Origin of the sequence: Rhizobium sp. SJZ105 (genome assembly GCF_007828365.1) — a bacterium.
Taxonomy (GTDB): Bacteria; Pseudomonadota; Alphaproteobacteria; order Rhizobiales; family Rhizobiaceae; genus Agrobacterium; species Agrobacterium tumefaciens.
Genome location: NZ_VIUP01000001.1, coordinates 1014329 through 1031320, shown reverse-complemented (window position 1 = coordinate 1031320; position 16992 = coordinate 1014329). Strand labels below are relative to the sequence as shown.

The 16992-nt window shown below is 60.2% G+C and carries 21 protein-coding genes and 1 riboswitch; of the genes, 13 read left to right on the top strand and 8 right to left on the bottom strand.

Translation table 11 applies throughout. The features are described from left to right. Window positions 1-6: 6 nt before the first annotated feature. The gene (locus FB593_RS05205) at window positions 7-717 is read left to right on the top strand and encodes a helix-turn-helix transcriptional regulator (RefSeq protein ID WP_019564133.1); all 711 of its coding nucleotides are present in this window, start codon (window positions 7-9) and stop codon (window positions 715-717) included. A 49-nt stretch (window positions 718-766) separates the two neighbouring features. Beyond that, window positions 767-1135 (top strand): VOC family protein, encoded by a 369-nt coding sequence (locus FB593_RS05200; protein WP_112289629.1) that lies wholly within the window; start codon window positions 767-769, stop codon window positions 1133-1135. Window positions 1136-1327: 192 nt separating this feature from the next. Here the strand turns inward: FB593_RS05200 and tam are convergent, their stop codons facing one another. Next, entirely contained in the window at window positions 1328-2098 is a 771-nt protein-coding gene (gene tam, locus FB593_RS05195; RefSeq protein WP_025592746.1) for a trans-aconitate 2-methyltransferase, read from the bottom strand. A gap of 393 nt (window positions 2099-2491) precedes the next feature. Between tam and FB593_RS05190 the strand changes: the two genes are divergently transcribed. Together FB593_RS05190 and FB593_RS05185 are read left to right on the top strand one after the other, a co-directional pair. Beyond that, a complete protein-coding gene (locus FB593_RS05190; protein ID WP_003511946.1) occupies window positions 2492-3373 on the top strand; it encodes a branched-chain amino acid aminotransferase in 882 nt (293 codons plus the stop codon). A gap of 260 nt (window positions 3374-3633) precedes the next feature. After that, window positions 3634-5982, top strand: a complete 2349-nt coding sequence (locus FB593_RS05185) for a methyl-accepting chemotaxis protein (protein WP_003511949.1) — start codon at window positions 3634-3636, stop codon at window positions 5980-5982. Window positions 5983-6156: 174 nt separating this feature from the next. Here FB593_RS05185 and FB593_RS05180 read toward each other — a convergent pair whose 3' ends face one another. Then, window positions 6157-7044 carry a LysR family transcriptional regulator gene (locus FB593_RS05180; protein ID WP_112289632.1) on the bottom strand — a complete coding sequence of 296 codons (888 nt, stop codon included), beginning with the start codon at window positions 7042-7044 and terminating at the stop codon, window positions 6157-6159. 95 nt (window positions 7045-7139) lie between these two features. Between FB593_RS05180 and FB593_RS05175 the strand changes: the two genes are divergently transcribed. After that, window positions 7140-7682 carry a GNAT family N-acetyltransferase gene (locus FB593_RS05175; RefSeq protein ID WP_003511952.1) on the top strand — a complete coding sequence of 181 codons (543 nt, stop codon included), beginning with the start codon at window positions 7140-7142 and terminating at the stop codon, window positions 7680-7682. A 4-nt stretch (window positions 7683-7686) separates the two neighbouring features. On the opposite strand, the gene FB593_RS05170 is transcribed toward FB593_RS05175, so the two are convergent. Then, window positions 7687-8031, bottom strand: coding sequence for a hypothetical protein (locus FB593_RS05170; RefSeq protein ID WP_186447884.1), 345 nt, complete (start codon window positions 8029-8031; stop codon window positions 7687-7689). Between the two features lie 220 nt (window positions 8032-8251). Between FB593_RS05170 and FB593_RS05165 the strand changes: the two genes are divergently transcribed. Next, on the top strand, window positions 8252-8854 hold the full coding sequence (locus FB593_RS05165) for a superoxide dismutase (protein ID WP_003511955.1): 603 nt from the start codon (window positions 8252-8254) through the stop codon (window positions 8852-8854). Window positions 8855-8986: 132 nt separating this feature from the next. After that, window positions 8987-9856 (top strand): metallophosphoesterase, encoded by an 870-nt coding sequence (locus FB593_RS05160; RefSeq protein ID WP_112289638.1) that lies wholly within the window; start codon window positions 8987-8989, stop codon window positions 9854-9856. Between the two features lie 105 nt (window positions 9857-9961). Here FB593_RS05160 and FB593_RS05155 read toward each other — a convergent pair whose 3' ends face one another. After that, window positions 9962-10687, bottom strand: coding sequence for a helix-turn-helix transcriptional regulator (locus tag FB593_RS05155; RefSeq protein ID WP_112289641.1), 726 nt, complete (start codon window positions 10685-10687; stop codon window positions 9962-9964). Window positions 10688-10820: 133 nt separating this feature from the next. On the opposite strand from FB593_RS05155, the gene FB593_RS05150 reads away from it, so the two are divergent. The 6 genes from FB593_RS05150 to FB593_RS05125 all read left to right on the top strand — a co-directional run bounded on the left by FB593_RS05150 (window position 10821) and on the right by FB593_RS05125 (window position 14719). Continuing rightward, window positions 10821-11450: a LysE family translocator gene (locus FB593_RS05150; RefSeq protein ID WP_003511960.1), complete on the top strand. Its 630-nt coding sequence runs from the start codon at window positions 10821-10823 to the stop codon at window positions 11448-11450. A gap of 115 nt (window positions 11451-11565) precedes the next feature. Continuing rightward, window positions 11566-12000 (top strand): c-type cytochrome, encoded by a 435-nt coding sequence (locus FB593_RS05145; RefSeq protein WP_025592760.1) that lies wholly within the window; start codon window positions 11566-11568, stop codon window positions 11998-12000. 86 nt (window positions 12001-12086) lie between these two features. Continuing rightward, the gene (locus tag FB593_RS05140) at window positions 12087-13007 is read left to right on the top strand and encodes a c-type cytochrome (RefSeq protein ID WP_003511962.1); all 921 of its coding nucleotides are present in this window, start codon (window positions 12087-12089) and stop codon (window positions 13005-13007) included. Between the two features lie 91 nt (window positions 13008-13098). Further along, window positions 13099-13324: riboswitch (cobalamin riboswitch) on the top strand. Window positions 13325-13489: 165 nt separating this feature from the next. Beyond that, a complete protein-coding gene (locus FB593_RS05135; RefSeq protein WP_003494386.1) occupies window positions 13490-13672 on the top strand; it encodes a CbtB domain-containing protein in 183 nt (60 codons plus the stop codon). Between the two features lie 11 nt (window positions 13673-13683). Next, window positions 13684-14400, top strand: a complete 717-nt coding sequence (locus tag FB593_RS05130) for a CbtA family protein (protein WP_112289643.1) — start codon at window positions 13684-13686, stop codon at window positions 14398-14400. A gap of 4 nt (window positions 14401-14404) precedes the next feature. Beyond that, window positions 14405-14719: a hypothetical protein gene (locus tag FB593_RS05125; RefSeq protein WP_112289646.1), complete on the top strand. Its 315-nt coding sequence runs from the start codon at window positions 14405-14407 to the stop codon at window positions 14717-14719. 104 nt (window positions 14720-14823) lie between these two features. On the opposite strand, the gene FB593_RS05120 is transcribed toward FB593_RS05125, so the two are convergent. The 4 genes from FB593_RS05120 to FB593_RS05105 form a co-directional block, all read right to left on the bottom strand. Next, the gene (locus FB593_RS05120) at window positions 14824-15390 is read right to left on the bottom strand and encodes a type 1 glutamine amidotransferase family protein (protein WP_145166367.1); all 567 of its coding nucleotides are present in this window, start codon (window positions 15388-15390) and stop codon (window positions 14824-14826) included. Window positions 15391-15411: 21 nt separating this feature from the next. Next, window positions 15412-15900, bottom strand: coding sequence for a GNAT family N-acetyltransferase (locus FB593_RS05115; protein ID WP_065661247.1), 489 nt, complete (start codon window positions 15898-15900; stop codon window positions 15412-15414). 205 nt (window positions 15901-16105) lie between these two features. Further along, complete coding sequence (locus FB593_RS05110) at window positions 16106-16519, bottom strand: MerR family transcriptional regulator (protein WP_003511977.1); 414 nt, start codon at window positions 16517-16519, stop codon at window positions 16106-16108. 96 nt (window positions 16520-16615) lie between these two features. Continuing rightward, entirely contained in the window at window positions 16616-16969 is a 354-nt protein-coding gene (locus FB593_RS05105; protein ID WP_003511979.1) for a hypothetical protein, read from the bottom strand. Window positions 16970-16992 lie beyond the last annotated feature (23 nt).

Genomic DNA, 16992 nt, shown 5'->3' with positions numbered 1-16992 from the left:
CCACGCGTGTCGCGCTCACAACGGCTTCTTGATCTGTTGCAGATCCTGCGCGCCCACCGCATGCCGGTCAGCGGTACGGCGCTGGCCGCGCAAACCGGCGTCAGCCTGCGCACGCTTTACCGCGATATAGCAACGCTTCAGGCGCAGGGTGCTGACATCGAGGGCGAGGCGGGTGTGGGTTATGTGCTGCGTCCCGGTTTTTTGCTGCCGCCGCTGATGTTTTCGCAGCAGGAGATCGAGGCGCTTGTGCTCGGGTCGCGATGGGTCGCGGGCCGCGCCGATGAGGGGTTGGCGCAGGCCGCCCGCGCCGCACTCGTCAAGATCGCCGCCGTTTTGCCCGATGCCCTGCGTGAGGAACTCGATAATTCCACCCTGCTTGTCGGCCCCGGGCAGGCCATGGCCACCATCCACGTCGATCTCGCCGCCATTCGCGATATTATTCGCAAGGAGAGTAAGGTCGTGATGACCTATCGCGACGAGAAGGGAGAATTGACGGAGCGGGTGATCTGGCCCTTCGCGCTCGCTTTTTTCGATCTGGTGCGGGTGGTGCTGGCATGGTGCGAGACGAGGCAGGATTTCCGCAGTTTCCGGGCCGACCGCATCGAGAGCTTCAACCCTCTGGACAAGCGTTATCCCCGCCGCCGCCAGTCCCTGCTGAAGGAGTGGCGCGAGCGGGAAAAACAGCGACGGCAACAAAATCATGCTGACAAAAACTGACAGCACGGGGGTCTAGAACCTGTTCATCCGCAACTCAAGGAGAACAGCCATGACCCATCCCGATTTCACCATTCTCTACGTCGACAACCCGCCGGCCAGCACGGAATTTTATAAAGCCCTGCTCGGCGCAGAGCCGGTCGAAGCCTCTCCGACATTCTCCCTTTTCGTGCTTCAAAACGGCATGAAGCTCGGCCTCTGGTCGAGGCATACGGTGGAGCCGAAGGCATCGGTAACGGGCGGTGGCGGCGAGCTTGCCTTCCGCGTCGAAAGCGGTGCGCAGGTGGATGAAGCCTTCGCCGACTGGAAGACAAAGGGCATCGCCATTTTGCAGCAGCCCGGCACGATGGACTTCGGCTACACATTCACTGCGGCCGACCCCGACGGCCATCGTCTGAGGGTCTACGCCTTCGCGGGTTAGAGATAATGCGTTGAGGCCGATTGGCTAAATAGTGTCGTAGCCATGTCGTACTCTAAGCTCTCCTCATCCCCGTGCTTGTCACAGGGATCCAGCGCCGCGCGTCTGCGCGGCGAGAGAGCCTTTTCAGCCCAAGGACTTGGGCCGGCTGGATTCCTGTGACAGGCACAGGAATGAGGGGAGGCGAAAACTACGCTACTTCTTCACCGCCACCACGAACAGGCGCGGAAAACGCAACAGCAGCCGGCCGTCTGCCATGGGCGGATAGGCGGCTGCGATGCGCCTGGTATAGTCGTTGAGGAAGGCCTCGCGGTGTTCCTCGCCGGCGGCGGCAAGATAGGGGCGCAGACCCGTGCCCTTCACCCATTCCACAATGCTTTCCGCATCCTTCATGGGGTGGTTGTAGATGGTGTGCCACACATCCACCCGCGCGGATTTCGGTGTCAGCGCATCGAAATAGGCTGATGGCGCGGGCAGGGGTTTGCGGCGTAATTTGCCATCCGCAAACTTGTCCTTCCAGGGGCCGTCTGCTCCCGTTTCCTCCATGGCGCGATGTGTCGGCTCCTGCAGATTGTCAGGCATCTGCACGGCAAGAACGCCGCCGCTTTCCAGCTGGTCCATCAGCTGCGAAAGAACGGCAAGATGATCCGGCACCCATTGGAACACCGCATTGGCATAAAGCAGGTCCGCTTTCTGGCTGGGCCGCCAGTTGCCGAGATCGGCCTTGCCGAAACGGGTGTTGGGCAGCCGGTCCGCCGCCTTTTCCAGCATGTCGTCGTCGCTGTCGATGCCGGTGATGACGTTAACGCCGTAACGATCGGTCAAAAGCTCGGTGGAATTGCCCGGGCCGCAGCCCAGATCGTAACCGTTCAGCACGCGCTCCAGCGGCACCTGCGCCAGAAGATCCCTTGCCGGGCGTGTCCGCTCGTCTTCAAATTTCAGATATTGCTGGGCGGACCATGCCATGATTTTCTCCTGCTGACGTGTTGCATTCGGATCGGCGAACAAGAATTGTAAAGGGCGTTGCAAGCGCCGTCAGACTGCCAGCATCGCATGGGCGAAATCCCCCCGCCATCATCCAATGCATGAATTATTGTGATGGATCTATTCATCAACCTTTTGTTTCGCCTCACAAAACGTCTTTGTCAGGGCATACATTTGTTATTTTCCATCAAAATAAGACATGGCGGCAATTAAAACTTGACCTCACCCGGTCAGAGGCATTCACTCCCGCCGATTTCAGAGCATTGCCAGCAAAAGTGCGAAGCGGTTTTGCGTGCGGCAATGTGGCAGGACGAAAAAGATGGAGCTCTTTCGCTTTTTGCAGAAAGGCGGAGATGCTCAAGACAGGAGACAGTCATGACCGTCGATACCGCACCCCGATCAACCACCTGGACCTATGTTGATGGTCAATGGCTGCCCGGCAATCCGCCGCTCATCGGCCCGACCTCGCATGCCATGTGGCTGGCCTCCACGGTGTTTGACGGCGCGCGCTGGTTCGATGGCGTGGCTCCCGATCTCGATCTGCATTGCCAGCGCGTCAACCGCTCGGCCACCAACATGGGCATGAAGCCCACCATGACGGCGGAAGAGATCGAGGCATTGGCGCTGGAAGGCATCAATAAATTCGACGGCAAGACCGAAATCTACATCAAGCCGATGTATTGGGCAGAACACGGTTCGCCGGGCAGCGTCGTCGCGCCCGATGCCAATTCCACCCGTTTTGCGCTGTGCCTTTTCGAAGCGCCGATGAATGCCGGCGCATCGCTGACACTCACCGTCTCGCCGCTGCGCCGTCCTTCACCGGAAACCGCGATGACGGATGCCAAGGCCGGTAGCCTTTACCCCAATAGCGGCCGCGCCATTCTGGAAGCCCGTGCACGCGGTTTCGACAACGCCCTGATGTGCGACATGAACGGCAATGTCGCTGAATCGGCATCGTCCAACGTCTTCATGGTCAAGGACGGCGTCGTCTTCACCCCGGTTCCGAACCGCACCTTCCTTGCCGGCATCACCCGTTCGCGGGTGATGAGCCTTCTGCGCCAGGCCGGTTTCGAAGTGCGCGAAGCGACCCTGTCGGTCGAGGATTTCCGCGGGGCGGATGAAATCTTCTGCTCGGGCAATTATTCCAAGGTTTCCCCTGTCGTGAAACTGGATGACCGCGCATTGCAGGCAGGTCCGGTCGCCCGAAAGGCGCTCGATCTTTACATGGATTGGGCACGTCTCGGCGCAGACGTCTAGAGCGCCGTGCGTCCTGCCGGACCCTCTGACTCTCTTTGATCTGCGCATCGTTACGGACGAAAATCGAATGTGATTTTCTGTCTGGTGGGCAAAGCTGACACGTATTTCGATCAGGGCCACGGCAGGCGTTCGGCTTGCCGTGGCCTTTTGTTTTTGCAGTGCAGTATTTTCCCGCGAAAACTGAGGGGAATTTAATCCAATTTTAGACAAACCACACGTAGTTTGCAGCATCTTCCCTTCCGGCTAACGAGGGCCGCCAGATGTCTTTCAGCATTCGTAATGTACTTGTAGGATTTTTTCTTACCATCAGCCTCGCGCTGGCCGGTTTGGTCGGAAACGAGTTGTGGCGGTCGGCCAATCGCGCCGGCACCTTTTCAGAGGTTGCGCAACTCGTCTCGCTCGACAAGCTTCTTTTCAACGCTCTTTTGAATTTCCGCAGTGAACGCGGCGACAGCGCCACGGCACTGACGCTCGATCCGTCGAAATCGACGGGCAGCGTCGCCAGCGTGCAGGCCGCACGCCAGAAGGTGGATGCTGCCATGACGGCATTCCTCACGCAGTCTTCGTCGCTTGAAGACACGCAGCTTCAGGCACCGCTGAAGCGCGTGAAAGATGTCTACGCGCAGTTCGTCGAATTGCGAAAGAAGGTTGACGCCAACGTTTCGCTGCCGCTCGACCGGCGCGAAGGCGGGCTCGACAAGACGGTCATGGCGCTCGGCGGCGATTTCCTCGCCTCGCTCGAGGCGGGCTCGACGGCGCTTGAAGGCACTGTTCGCTCTCTCGATCAGGGTCAGACCGGTTTGATCCAGTTGCGCTCTTACGGCTGGTCTGCCCGTGCCCTTGGCGGCAGCGCCACCGTCATTCTCAACGCTGCCGTTGCCCAGAACCGTCCACTGACGGCGCAGGAGATGCAGCAACTCGGCGCATTCGATGCCGGTGCGGCTTTCGCCTGGAAAGCGACCGGCGATCTGGTTACGCATGAATCGACGCCGCAATCGCTCAAGGATATCTACGCCACGGCGGACAAGACTTACTTTAAGGGCGATTTCAGCACGCAGCGCGCCAAGCTCATCGACGATCTCATGAATGGTCGCACGCCTGCCTTCACCATGGACAGCTGGCGCACCACCGTCACCGAAAACCTCGGCACGATTGCGAAAATCGCTTCTGCCGCCATGGATGTTCTGGACGCAAATGCCGCACAGGCCAAACAGGACGCCTTCATCGATGCGATGATCTATCTCGTCGTCTTCATCGCGACGCTGGCGCTCTGTATCCTCTCGCTTGCCGTCATCGTCGGCCGCGTCACCCGCCCGATCAGCCGCCTGACCAACGCGATGATGGAGCTTTCGGGCGGCAATCTTTCGATCGATGTCGCCGGCGCAAAACGCGGCGACGAGATCGGCGAGATGGCCCGCGCCGTGGAAATCTTCCGCGAGGCGGCAATCCGCAACAGGCAGCTGGAATCCGAAGCCCTGGCCAATCGCGAGCGGGCCGAGCGGGACCGTATCGAGTTGCAGCAGCGCGCCGAGGCCGAGGCCGAAGAACGGCTCAATCAGGCCACGGGTTCGCTGGCGGGCGGTCTTCGCCGTCTCGCTTCCGGCGACATGGTCTGCGAGATCGCCACGCCGTTCGCACCGCAATTCGAGGCGCTGCGGCACGATTTCAACAGCTCCGTCGTTCAACTGCGCGAAGCGCTGACAAGTGTCGGCCAGTCCGTGCAGACGGTAAATGGCGGCGCTCACGAGGTTTCGTCGGCATCCGACGATCTTTCCCGCCGCACGGAGCAGCAGGCTGCCTCTCTGGAAGAGACCGCTGCCGCGCTGGAAGAGATCACCGCCAATGTTTCGGCCACCTCCAAGCGGGCAGGCGATGCGCGTGACACGGTGCGTGAGGCAAGGGCAAAGGCCGATCTTTCCGGCAAGGTGGTGCGCGATGCCGTTTCCGCCATGGAACGCATCGAGCATTCCTCGCGCCAGATCGGCCAGATCATCGGTGTTATTGACGAAATCGCCTTCCAGACCAACCTTCTGGCGCTGAATGCGGGCGTCGAGGCGGCGCGGGCGGGCGATGCGGGCAAGGGTTTTGCAGTCGTTGCACAGGAAGTGCGCGAACTGGCCCAGCGTTCCGCCAAGGCCGCCAAGGAAATCAAGCAGCTCATCAACACGTCAGCCGTTGCGGTGGGTGAAGGCGTGAAGCTTGTCGCCGATACTGGCGTCGGGCTTTCCGAGATTGAGCAGCTCGTACTGTCCGTCAACACCCATATGGACGCCATCGCCACCGCGGCGCAGGAACAGTCCGCCGGTCTCTCCGAGGTCAACACCGCCGTCAATCACATGGATCAGGCCACGCAGCAGAACGCCGCGATGGTCGAGGAAATGAATGCGGCCGGTGCGGGTCTTGCGCAGGAATGTGCCAATCTCCAGGCTTTGTTGGCGCAATTCCAGCTCGGTCAGCAGACCTCCGCATTGCGCGAGACGGCAAGGCACATGCGAGAGGCAAGCCCCGCACGTGCACCCGTCTCCCAGCCGTCCAGATCCCGCCCGGTCACTGCTTCGCGTGGCAATGCCGCGCTGGCCGTGAAGGGTGATGACTGGACGGAGTTCTGAGGACGAGATTGCCTTTGGCTTCGGGGTCCAGCGCGATCAGGTCTCTGATCGCATACGACTCTTCTCACGGCGCAGACGCGCCGTGGCTGGATGCCGGATCCAGTGCGGCATGACGAAAGAAAAAAGTCGCAAGCATCAACAGATCGAAGCCCGCGTCCGAAATCGACGCGGGCTTCATCGTTTCTGCAGGTTTGGCAATGCAGCAGCGAGCGCCCTTAGTGGAGCGGTCATGTGCTTGTCGCGTCTGAGGGCAAGGGCGATCCGCCGTTCGAGCGGCGGCTCGAGCGAGCGCCATTCAAGCCCCGATGCAGCACCTTCATGCTCCATCGCCATGCGTGGCACGATGGCAAGGCCAAGGCCCGCGCCCGCCAGTTTCTTGATGGCCTCGACGCTGCCCAGTTCCATGGCGGGTTGCACGGTGCGGCCGCTTGCCGAAAACCATTGATCCACGAGCTTGCGCGTATTGCCGCCCTCGTAAAGCAGCAATGGCTGTGTCGAAAGTGTCTCGGCATTCAGGATTGTTGCGTCGCTGATGGTGCCAAGCAGGAAAACCGCAACCAGTTCATCGAGATGGATGTCGCTGATATCGAGGCTGCGGCCGCTGGCCGGCAGGGCCACCACCGCCGCATCGATCGTATTGGCTTCGAGAAGCCTCAGTATATCGTGGGTATTGCCGGTCTGCACGACGATGTCTATCCCCGGCATCACCTGGCGGATTTTGCCCAGCACTGGCGGCAGAAGATAGATGCAGGCGGTGGCGCCCGTGCCGATGCGCAAGCGTCCCGTCACGCCGCTGCGATGAGGGGCTACGGTATCGATGGCATGCGCCACTTCTTCCGCAATCCGTCTTGCATGGATGAGAAAGTCCCGGCCCGCCGCCGTCGGCTGCGCGCGCCTGCCAACCCGTTCGATCAGCCGCACACCGAGCTGCTTTTCCAGCAGCCGGATGTGCAGGCTGGTGGCCGGCTGCGTCAGCCCCGCCTTGTCGGCTGCGGCGGAAAAGCTGCCGAGATCGGCGACATCCATGAAGCTGCGCACCTGCCGCAGATCGAGGTCCATCATCAAAGAAAACCTTATCGTTTGTATAAGACAGATAATCTTTATTTTGACTGAGCCGCAATGCACAATAATGCCGTGAATGACCACAGGACACGAGAATGACCCTTCCCACAATTTCCAGCCTTACCATCCGCCCCTGCGAGGAGGCGGATATTCCAGCCATTACCGAAATCTACCGGGATGCCGTGCTGCATGGCCGCGCCAGCTTCGAGATCGATCCGCCAAGCGTGGATATGATGCTTGAGCGCCGCCGACTGCTGGTAGAAGGCAACTACTCCTATCTCGTCGCCGAAATCGACGGAAAGGTAGCCGGATATGCCTATGCCGGCGCCTATCGTCCGCGCCCGGCCTATGGTGCTGCTGTGGAGAATTCCGTTTATATCGATCCGGCCATGAAGGGCATGGGAATTGGCCGCAAGCTGCTCGATGCGCTGATCGAGGATGCGACTTCGCGCGGCTTCCGGCAAATGATTGCGGTCATCGGCGATAGCGCCAACGCCGCCTCCATCGGTGTGCACCGCGCCGCCGGTTTCGAGCATGTCGGCACATTCAAGTCCATCGGCTGGAAACACGGCCAGTGGCTGGACACGGTGCTGATGCAGCGCGCGCTGGGCGATGGCGACACCACGCCCCGTTTCTGAAACCTCAGGGCTTGGTAGAGCCGGGGATTTCAACCTTCAGCGTATCGCCGGCAAGCTCGCTGCCGAGTTCGACGGCCTTGGTCTTCTTGTCGTAAACGCAGATATGGCTGATCGTCGCATCCGCGCCCTTGGCCTTGCCGGTGAGGACGGCGAGGCCATAATTCTCGCTGCCCACCGGATCGACCACCACCTTGGCGTCCTCGATCATGTCTTTGCCGGCGCCAAGGCACGCCGTCTGCACATCCGCCACGAATTCCTTCCAGGCATCGTCAGACGATGCGACGGCCGGAAGCGCCAGCGAGGAGAAGGCGGCGAGAAGCAGCGCGCTATGGATCATGGGGCGGGTCATGGAATTTCCTTCCTGCAATTTCATCAAAAGCGAACCGATAGGGTGGAAAACAGTACGCCAGGGTTGTGAAACAAATGTGGTGGCGGCTGGCTTGAGAGGAATTTTCTCTTTTGTCGGAACATTTTGATATTTCACAGGTTGCCCAAACAGAGGTTCGCTCCTATGGTCCGCTCACACGGTTTCTAGGAGCGGTAACCCGCTGCAAAAAGGAGTAAAAACCATGGCCTTCGAACTTCCTGAACTCCCCTACGACTACGACGCGCTTGCACCATACATGTCGCGCGAGACGCTCGAGTTCCATCACGACAAGCACCACAAGGCATATGTCGACAACGGCAACAAGCTGGCGGCGGAAGCCGGTCTTTCCGACCTTTCGCTTGAGGAAGTCGTGAAGAAGTCCTTTGGCACCAATGCTGGTCTCTTCAACAATGCTGCCCAGCATTACAACCACGTCCATTTCTGGAAGTGGCTGAAGAAGGACGGCGGCGGCAACAAGCTGCCGGGCAAGCTGGAACAGGCATTCGCCTCCGATCTCGGCGGTTACGACAAGTTCAAGGCTGATTTCATCGCTGCCGGCACCACGCAGTTCGGCTCCGGCTGGGCATGGGTTTCCGTCAAGAACGGCAAGCTCGAAATCTCCAAGACCCCGAACGGCGAAAACCCGCTGGTTCATGGCGCAGAACCGATCCTCGGCGTCGACGTATGGGAACACTCCTACTACATCGACTACCGCAACCTGCGTCCGAAGTACCTCGAAGCCTTCGTCGACAACCTCATCAACTGGGACTACGTCCTGGAGCGTTACGAAGCCGCTTCCAAGTAAGTTTTGCGGATTGTAATTTTCTGAGCACCCGGCCCCCCAAAGGCCGGGTGTTCTGCTTTTGAGGTCGACAATCCAGCGTGTCGCTCCCATTTGTCACAAGCCTGTCATCCGCCCGGTTTATCGCGGCGCATCATGACTGAAAAAACCACACCGCTCTTCTCATTCGGCATTGTTGCCGATCCCCAATATGCCGATGCCGAACCCCGCCCGGATATGGGCCGGTATTATGCCGAAAGCCCGAAAAAGCTTGGCGAAGCGATCGACGCCTTCAATCGCGAGGAACTGGCCTTCGTGGTAACGCTGGGCGATATCATCGATCGCGGTTTTGAAAATTTCGATGCGATCCTTGGCGTCTACGAGCAGCTTCGCCATCCTTCGGTGATGCTGCCGGGAAATCACGATTTCGCCGTTGCCGCCGAACACCTGTCCGCCATTCATGCCCGCCTCGGCATGGCGTCGCCCTGGCACGATTTCACCATCGGTGAGATACGTTTCGTGGTGCTTGACGGCAACGAGGTCAGCCTGTTTGCCCCGCCGCCCGGCGATCCGCGCCGCACGCTGGCGCAAGAGCGTCTGAAGCGCCTGCAAGAGGTGGGTGCGATCAATGCGCAGGACTGGAATGCGTCGCTCAGCGACGAACAGTTCGAATGGCTGCGGACCGTTCTGCAAAAGGCGGATGCGGCGGGTGAACAAGTGGTCATTCTCTGCCACTATCCGGTCTATCCGGACAACGCCCATAATATGTGGGACGCGCCCCGCATCCTCGATCTTCTGGATGTACATCCTTCGGTCGTCGCATGGTTCAGCGGCCATAATCATGAGGGCAATTACGGGGTGCAGGGCAACACTCACTTCGTCAACTTCAAGGGCATGGTGGATACGCCCGACCAGAACACCTTCGCCATTGCCGATGTGTTTGCCGACCGAATCGTCATCCGCGGTTTCGGGCGGGAAGACGATAGGGTGCTGGAGCACTTGCAGCATAACGCTGCCGTGCTTTGAAGTCAGCACCACCCTCTCAACCGTCATTACTGTCACAGGAATGGCGGTTGAGACGGGGGGCACCGACACACAACGAAGGTTGAAAGACGCGCTAAATCAGTTGCTTTACGCGCCGGCTTGATTCGTCGTTCGTTCCGAAGTCCTCAGCTGATTGCTCTGCCAGCCGCTCATCCACAATTGCCGCAACCTTTCGCCTTCCATCTTGAAAAAGCTGCCGGTTGTCTTGCAGGTCAGAACGCGGTCGGAGCGGAAATTGCGGATCGCTTGCCTGAGTTCGCACCAGGCGACGATATTGGTCGTCTCCGAATAATAGATCGTGGCGATGGGCCGGATCTGTCGCCGGGTCTCCACGCCGGTTTCATCGCCATAGGTTATGTCCAACCGCTCCTCGTCGCGCACCGCCCGCCTGACCATGGCAAGATCGACGCCGGCGGGTGAGGGCGCGATGCTGCCCCAGGCGTGCAGGGCATTGGCCGACAGGGTTTTCGACAGGGGTTCGGGCAGGGATGCGGCAATCTTGTCGCTGACCTTTTTGGCCGCCTGCCGCAATTCGGTATCGCCCGTGCGCGCGACCATGGCGAGCGCAAGCACGATCGCCTCCGTCTCCTCGATGGAGAACATCAGCGGCGGCAGGTTGAAGCCGGGACGCAGGATGTAACCGACGCCGCGTTCGCCTTCGATCGGTACGCGCATGGTCTGAAGGGCCGAAATATCGCGATAGACCGAGCGCACCGTGACCTCCAGTGCCTCGGCAATGGTCTGCGCGGTGATCGGCCTGCGCGCCACCCGCAGGATCTGGATGATCTCGAACAGTCTCGATGCCTTGCGCATTGCCGTTTTTCCCGGTGGTTTCCCAACGCAACTGACACAACGCTGTCAGTTGGATTTTCCTATAAGCAGCAAAACACATTGAGAAACATGAGTTTTCCCGAATGTGTCGCAAACTGTTTTGGGAGATACTGACATGAGTTACGCCGAAAATCTCTGGCTTTTCTTTCTGGTCCTGTTCGGCATCATCATCCTGCCGGGCATGGATATGCTGTTCGTGCTGGCAAGTGCGTTGACGGGTGGCAAAAGAACCGGGCTTTCCGCCGCAAGCGGCATGAGCGCCGGCGGCATGGTGCATTCACTTTACGGTGCGTTGGGCGTCGGCATGCTTGCCGCCTGGATGCCGTCGCTGTTCCTGCCGCTGCTGGTCGCCGGCGCCGCTTACATGGTCTGGATCGGCGTCGGCCTGATGCGCAGCGCCATCACCGTCAATGGCGATGAGGCGCAGGCGAGCGCCTCTGTCAGAAAGGCGTTCTGGCGGGCCGTGCTCACCTGCCTTTCCAATCCGAAAGCCTATCTCTTCATGATGGCGATCTATCCGCAATTCCTCAAACCCGACTATGGTCCAATCTGGATGCAGGGGCTGGTAATGGGCGCGATGGTGGCCATCACGCAGTTCACGGTCTATGGCGCTCTGGCGCTGACGGCGGATAAAAGCCGGGCATGGCTCGTTTCCTCGCCTGCCGCGACGATTTTCATCGGCCGCGCCGCCGGTTTCATGCTGATTGCCGCAGCCCTGGTTACGCTTTGGGAAGCACTCTCCTAGACTTCTGTTTTCTTGGGGAAATTCACTGCAATGTGACTTCTTTTCGCCATGCGGAAAGGGCATCCTCGCGCCGTTATCGCGCGTTCGGCATCTGCCGGAATCAAGGAGAGAGTGTATGAAACTGAAAACCATCGCGGCGGCCATGCTTTTCGGCTGTCTTTGCGCCGGAGCGGTCTACGCTGCCGGCGAAGTCGAAAAACGTGAAGGCATGATGAAGCAGATCGGCGGCTCCATGGGGGCGCTTGCTGCCATCTCCAAGGGCCAGAAGCCTTATGACGCCGAAGCCGTGAAGGCTGCCGTGACGACCATCAGCACCAACGCCAAGGCTTTCCCTGACCAGTTTCCCCCGGGCAGCGAGACCGGCAGTGCTGCGGCACCCGCGATCTGGGAAAATTTCGATGACTTCAAGTCCAAGGCCGCCAAGCTCGGTGCCGATGCGGACAAGGTCCTCGCCAGCCTTCCCGCCGATCAGGCAGGCGTCACCGCCGCCATGCAGACCCTCGGTGCCGATTGTGGTGCGTGCCACCAGACCTACCGTCTGAAGAAGTGATCCTACTAAGAACGCCGCTTCCCGGCGGCGTTTTTTTCAGCGGGAATGATGCCTGATCTCATCAGGTGATAATGGGGAGAGGGGTCATGGCCTCCATTTGGACGAAGCTCGCGGGCGGGATCGCGGTGGCGGCCATTGCCGGTTTCGGCATTTTCGCCTGGGTCACCGCGCCTGTGCGTCAGGCACCCAGCCACTGGGTGAGCCTTGGCGAGCCGGACCTTGCCAATGGCGAAACGCTGTTCTGGGCGGGTGGCTGCGCAAGTTGCCATGCGGCACCAGATGCCAAGGGCGATGCGCTTTTGACGCTTTCGGGCGGGCAAGCGTTGAAAAGCCCCTTCGGCACCTTCCATGTGCCCAATATTTCCTCCGATCCGCAGCATGGTATTGGCGGCTGGACGCTTTCGGAATTCGGAGATGCGATGACGCGCGGCGTCGGCAAGAACGGCGAACATCTCTACCCGTCCTTCCCATACGCCTCCTATGCCCGCATGACGCAGAAGGACATCAACGACCTCTTCGGTTATTTGCGGGTTCTGCCCGCCAGCCAGAATGACGCGCCGGATCATGAACTGCCGTTCCCCTTCAACATGCGCATGGCATTGGGCGGTTGGAAATTCCTCTATTTCGATACATCCGCGCCACCCCGCGTCGAGCTTGCCGATGCCAATGCCGAATTGCTGCGCGGCCAATATCTGGTGGAAGGCCCGGGCCATTGCGGCGAATGTCACACGCCGCGCAATGCACTTGGCGGTTTTCTCGATGGCAAATGGCTGGCCGGTGGTCCAAATCCCGAAGGCGAGGGCCGCATTCCCGATATTACCCCCGGCTCGCAGAGCGTCGGAAGCTGGGAGGCGGCCGATATTGCCAACTATCTGGAAACCGGCTTCACCCCGGAATTCGACAGCGTCGGCGGCTCCATGGTCAAGGTGCAGCAGAACATGGCGCATCTGACGGCCGAAGACCGCAATGCGATCGCCGCCTATCTGAAGGCCATCCCGGCACGGTAGCCCTTCGCCGTCATGCCGGACTTGATCCGGCATCCAGCCACGGCGCGCGATTCTCACGCCGGCCTGCCATTGACTCCCACCCACACCCATCGGATAACGATCCTGTGATGGTTCCTTCCGGGCGTTCCGGAAGGTGAAAAGGGAACACGATAGGGAGACATCCTCATTCGTGGCTGCCCCCGCAACTGTGAGCGGAGAGCCTGAAACGAAATGCCACTGGTACGCATCTCGCCGGATATGGGCGAGGGCAATGCCGGGAAGGTGTTTCAGGTTTTGACCCGTAAGCCAGGAGACCTGCCATCACGGAAATGTCCATGCCGGCGGGGTGTCCGGAAGAGCGGAATTTCAGGGTGGTGGCGCTTGAACGTGCCGCCCTGTGTCAGTCTCGTATCCCCGTGGTGAAGTGTATCGCATGCGGCTGCACGGCGTTTGCCGTTCCGCCGCGTCTAAAGGCGCGGGGTCGCGCCGTAAGAGGGGTCACCATGTCCATCAACCAGAATACGGCAAATGCCGCCGTTTCAGCAAAAACGGGCAGCTTCGCGCAATCGCTGACGGCGATCGTGCTTGGCCTGTTCGTCGTCGGTTTTGTCGGCTTTTCGCATGTGGAAGCCGTTCACAACGCCGCGCATGACACACGTCATGCCAATGCTTTCCCTTGCCATTGAGGGGGAAAAGCATGTCGTTCTTTCGCAATATCGTTTTTACCGCCGTCCTCGTCGGCATCGTTGGCGGCTTCGCCGTTTCGGCCATGCAGGCTTTCGGCACCACGCCGCTGATCCTGAAGGCGGAAACCTATGAAAATGCCGGTGGCGAAGCGCCCCACAGCCATGATGCTCCGGCCACGACCGGCGCTGCCGTTCCCGCGCACGAGCATAATGAGGAAGCCTGGTCTCCGGCCGACGGCTTCGAGCGCACCGCCTATACGGTCGCCGCCAACGTGCTGACCGCCATCGGTTATGCGCTGGTGCTGACCGGCCTCATCTCGCTGCGCGGCACCAATGCCGGCTGGCGCGAAGGCCTTTTGTGGGGTGTGGCCGGTTTTGCCGCCGTCATGCTTGCGCCGATGATCGGCCTGCCGCCGGAACTGCCGGGCAGCCCGGCGGCCGCGCTTGAGGCGCGTCAAATCTGGTGGCTTTCGACGGTGGCGGCGACCGCAGGCGGCATTGCGCTGATCGCATTCCGCCGCGAACCCTGGGCAATCGTGCTCGCACTGGTGTTGATCGTTGCACCACATGTGGTGGGCGCGCCCCTGCCGCCGGAAGGTCAACATGCGCTGGCACCGCTGCCGCTGGAACGACAGTTCATCGTTGCCGCCACCGTGACCAGCTTTGTCTTCTGGGCCTTGCTCGGAACATTGAGCGCGTTTTTCCTGAAGCGCTTCCAGCAAGCTTGAAACCATGCAGGACGCAGCCGAATGGAGTGAGGAACTCGACGCGCTGCGTTTTGCCGTTCCCTGTCACGGCGCTTTCTGCGCCGTGCATCGCCTTGCCTTCAAGGCAGTCCTCGGCGTCAGCCCGGAACGGGAAGCGGCGCTCGCCTATTTTCATGAGAATGAGGCTGCCTTTACGGTCGCAGCCCTTGCCAAGATAAAACGCTCGGCTTTGCCGGCCGGTCGCAGTCTGCATCTCAACAGCCGCGATATCCGCCGTGCGATTGCGGGGGAGTGCGGGGATGTCGCGCCCCGTGTCTGCCGGGTGCTTGATCAGGGGTGATTTGTGATGGTCTCACGGCTTAACTTCCACACCACCTCATTCCTGTGACAAGCACAGGAATGAGGGTGGGAGGATCCGCAAAACTCTCGACACCAAGGTGAGCTTCACCGGTGTTCCGCCGCAAAAACCTGAAGTTCCGCCTCGGCTTCCGGACCAAAGAGGCCGAGGTGTTTCAGAATTTCCACTGCGAAACTGACGGGTGCACTGCCGGCTGCGGTTACGATGCCGCCATCGCTGACCGCCTTTGGCTGGTCGCGATAGAGCGCTTCGCCGCGATAGGACGGATAGGCCTTGTGAGAGGCGAGCGAATTTCCGGTATGGGTGACGTCATCAAGGGCGCCCGTGCCTGCAAGCGCGCTGGCAGCCGCGCAGATGCCGGCAACCAGCCGGCCCTTCTCGCGAAACCGCTGTACCAACCCGCCAAGATCGGCAGCCGTTCCCTTTTCCCAGCTGAGGCCGCCGGGAATGACGAGCGCATCGATGTTAGCAGGATCAAGCGCGTCGTATGATGTGTCGGGCGTAACGTTGAGCCCGCCCATTGAAACCACGGGCCGGCCGTCCGGGGTTGCGTAAACGATCTCGACGCCGAGATAGCCGCGCGCGGCGGCGGCAAGCAGCGCCGGTTCCCAGTCCGCAAAATCCTGCGCAAGCGCAATGGCAATCCGTGTCATGGCCGTCTCCGAAGGTTGCAATCAGGCGATAGACTGCATGTAGCGCATGCCAGTGACCGGGCGCGGCGCGAAATCCATGCTTTCGTAGAAACGATGCGCGGCGACATTGCCGGTCGTGGCGCTGACGGAAAGATAGTCGCAACCGAGGCGCTTGGCGATATCGCGGGCGCGGGAAACCAGGTGCTGGCCGGTGCCATGTCCGCGGTGACCGTCACGCACGAAAAGATGGTGCAGCTCAAGCCCGCGGCGGCCTTCCTGCGCCCTGTAGAGCGGCAGCATCAGGGCGTAACCGATCAATGCGCCGTCGGCTTCCGCCACCAGCCCATGCACCCAGGGAAGCGGGCCGAACAGGTCGCGTTCCAGTTTCGCCGGCGTAATCGCCGCCGCATCCCCATGAAAGTTGGCAAGCAGGGTGATCATCTCATTGAGCTCAGGCAAATCGGTCTTGCGTGCGCCACGAATGATGACGACGGGCGGTCTTTCCAGTGTAAGGGAACTATCTTCGGTCATTTTTCTGGTCCTTCGGTTTTATCGGTGCCGTCAGGACGCTTGAAAAACAACAAAGCCGCCTGACGGCGGCTTGTTGACAAAATGATCTGTCGAGCCGCCCTTTACAGGTAGGCCCAAAAGTACGAGCAGGAGATGGGTGCGCGTTCGTTGATCATGTCCATGCAATGCGCTCGAATCTGAAATCTGTCAAGCCTGCTCTTCAGCCTCAATGCTCGCCTTCGCACATGCCATGGTCGGAAAGTGCGCGGATGACGTAACAATCCTCGATCGAATGACCATGGCAATGGGAGACGATACGTTCCAGCTCATGCTCGAGCTTCTTGAGGCTGGTGATTTTTTCGCGCACATGGGCGAGGTGTTCGGCGGCAATGCGATCCGCACCCTCGCACGGCATTTGCCGGTGCTGGCTGAGCGCGATCAATTCTCTGATGGCGTCGATATTGAGCCCGATATCGCGGGCATGGCGGATGAAAGCCAGCCTTTCGAGATCGGATTTTTCGTAACGGCGCTGGTTGCCTTCCGAGCGATCTGCCTCGCGGATGAGGCCCATCTGCTCATAATAGCGGATCGTCGGAACCTTCACGCCGGTACGTTTGGACAATTCACCGATCGACAGCATTGCCTTCTCCATATCCTCAAGAGCAGCCGGGACAAGAACGAACCGGATGCTCTAGTCTCTAGAGATATAGCTTTTCAGCCTGCCGTTCAATGGGTGTCAGGCGGCGGCATCCACGCCGAGTGCCTGCGCCAGGGCTTTGAGAACTTCTGTCTCGATGCTGGAGGCGGCGTCAGGCTGCGCTGATGCGGCGATATCTACCGCCGGTTCGGTTCTGGCCTGTGCACCGCTGTCCAGGTTCCAAAGTGCTGCGGCAAGGCCGGCGGAAACGCTGGCGGCGGCAGGTGCGGCGGAAACGGCAACGCTCTCGGCGCTGGAAATCGCGCGGTGTGCCGCCCGTGTCAGTTCCAGCAGGGCCTCGGTGGTTGCATTTGTTTCCCTGGTCTTTGTCGGCTCAAGGGTCCGGACCGGAGTTGCGTAATAGCTGCTGGTTGTTGCTGCGATAGTCGTCATGACTGAGTCCCCTAAGTTTCATG

Bases quoted from the DNA above. Each gene is read 5' to 3' on its own strand.
- FB593_RS05185 (WP_003511949.1), top strand. From the start codon at position 3,634: ATGTCTTTCAGCATTCGTAATGTACTTGTAGGATTTTTTCTTACCATC.
- FB593_RS05165 (WP_003511955.1), top strand. From the start codon at position 8,252: ATGGCCTTCGAACTTCCTGAACTCCCCTACGACTACGACGCGCTTGCA.
- FB593_RS05115 (WP_065661247.1), bottom strand. From the start codon at position 15,900: ATGACCGAAGATAGTTCCCTTACACTGGAAAGACCGCCCGTCGTCATC.
- FB593_RS05150 (WP_003511960.1), top strand. From the start codon at position 10,821: ATGAGTTACGCCGAAAATCTCTGGCTTTTCTTTCTGGTCCTGTTCGGC.
- FB593_RS05105 (WP_003511979.1), bottom strand. From the start codon at position 16,969: ATGACGACTATCGCAGCAACAACCAGCAGCTATTACGCAACTCCGGTC.
- FB593_RS05200 (WP_112289629.1), top strand. From the start codon at position 767: ATGACCCATCCCGATTTCACCATTCTCTACGTCGACAACCCGCCGGCC.
- tam (WP_025592746.1), bottom strand. From the start codon at position 2,098: ATGGCATGGTCCGCCCAGCAATATCTGAAATTTGAAGACGAGCGGACA.
- FB593_RS05135 (WP_003494386.1), top strand. From the start codon at position 13,490: ATGTCCATCAACCAGAATACGGCAAATGCCGCCGTTTCAGCAAAAACG.
- FB593_RS05145 (WP_025592760.1), top strand. From the start codon at position 11,566: ATGAAACTGAAAACCATCGCGGCGGCCATGCTTTTCGGCTGTCTTTGC.
- FB593_RS05110 (WP_003511977.1), bottom strand. From the start codon at position 16,519: ATGCTGTCGATCGGTGAATTGTCCAAACGTACCGGCGTGAAGGTTCCG.
- FB593_RS05155 (WP_112289641.1), bottom strand. From the start codon at position 10,687: ATGCGCAAGGCATCGAGACTGTTCGAGATCATCCAGATCCTGCGGGTG.
- FB593_RS05175 (WP_003511952.1), top strand. From the start codon at position 7,140: ATGACCCTTCCCACAATTTCCAGCCTTACCATCCGCCCCTGCGAGGAG.
- FB593_RS05160 (WP_112289638.1), top strand. From the start codon at position 8,987: ATGACTGAAAAAACCACACCGCTCTTCTCATTCGGCATTGTTGCCGAT.
- FB593_RS05180 (WP_112289632.1), bottom strand. From the start codon at position 7,044: ATGATGGACCTCGATCTGCGGCAGGTGCGCAGCTTCATGGATGTCGCC.
- FB593_RS05125 (WP_112289646.1), top strand. From the start codon at position 14,405: ATGCAGGACGCAGCCGAATGGAGTGAGGAACTCGACGCGCTGCGTTTT.
- FB593_RS05130 (WP_112289643.1), top strand. From the start codon at position 13,684: ATGTCGTTCTTTCGCAATATCGTTTTTACCGCCGTCCTCGTCGGCATC.
- FB593_RS05170 (WP_186447884.1), bottom strand. From the start codon at position 8,031: ATGACCCGCCCCATGATCCATAGCGCGCTGCTTCTCGCCGCCTTCTCC.
- FB593_RS05120 (WP_145166367.1), bottom strand. From the start codon at position 15,390: ATGACACGGATTGCCATTGCGCTTGCGCAGGATTTTGCGGACTGGGAA.
- FB593_RS05190 (WP_003511946.1), top strand. From the start codon at position 2,492: ATGACCGTCGATACCGCACCCCGATCAACCACCTGGACCTATGTTGAT.
- FB593_RS05140 (WP_003511962.1), top strand. From the start codon at position 12,087: ATGGCCTCCATTTGGACGAAGCTCGCGGGCGGGATCGCGGTGGCGGCC.